We start from the raw sequence: 741 nt of genomic DNA on the forward strand, positions 1-741 counted from the left end.
TAAGTGACAGTAGTTATTAATTTGTGTATAAATACTCAAGATAGCTTGGGAGTTACAATACTTTGCAACCCCAATACTGAACTATTGTCAGCTATAAAAATTACTGGGTTAAATAAATGCTTTTTGAATAGTAAATGCAAAAATAAATGCTTGTACTTTCAGTAGAAATCCTTCATACGTAACCGCATGGATAAATTTTGGAAATGGACAAGTGATACTGCTAAATACTGTTTCAATATAATGCCGAGTATGTTGTTTAACATATTGATTCCAAGGCAAATCTTTACGCTTGGAATTCTTTTTCCGCATGACTTCTAAAGAAAATTCACTTGTCTCTTTTACGTCATCCTCAATATTATAATCAGTATAACCTGCATCAACGTAAAGTTCGCTATCAGGTAGTAAATTTAGAGGTAAAGCATTTAACCCACGGACATCGTTAGCGGCTCCAGGCATAAACACAAATTCAACAGGAATACCATCTTTTGTGCTAATTAAGTGAATTTTTACGCCGTAAAAATACCGTTTTTTTGAGGCGATATAACCCCGAAAATCTTCTGAATCAATTAACTTGACGTTAAAAATGCGAATATTGTCACATAACGGTATAGGAAACGAATCTAGTAAGTATTCTGTATGCTCACTAATTTCCTTTAGTATCATTCCTAGCTGATGAAAAATATCATTCATTAGCATAAAAAGACGATGTAAGCGGCGATTAAAGCGAGATTTTTGTAACAT

General features: G+C 33.1%; 1 protein-coding gene. It reads right to left on the reverse strand.

Features of this window, described 5'->3' with window-relative positions; translation table 11 throughout:
- Nucleotides 1-108: 108 nt before the first annotated feature.
- Nucleotides 109-741: IS982 family transposase (locus FJR06_RS23780; RefSeq protein WP_168652397.1), on the reverse strand; the 633-nt coding region annotated here is incomplete at its 5' end.

The sequence above is a fragment of the Dolichospermum sp. UHCC 0352 genome, assembly GCF_009711925.1.
Taxonomy (GTDB): Bacteria; Cyanobacteriota; Cyanobacteriia; order Cyanobacteriales; family Nostocaceae; genus Dolichospermum; species Dolichospermum lemmermannii.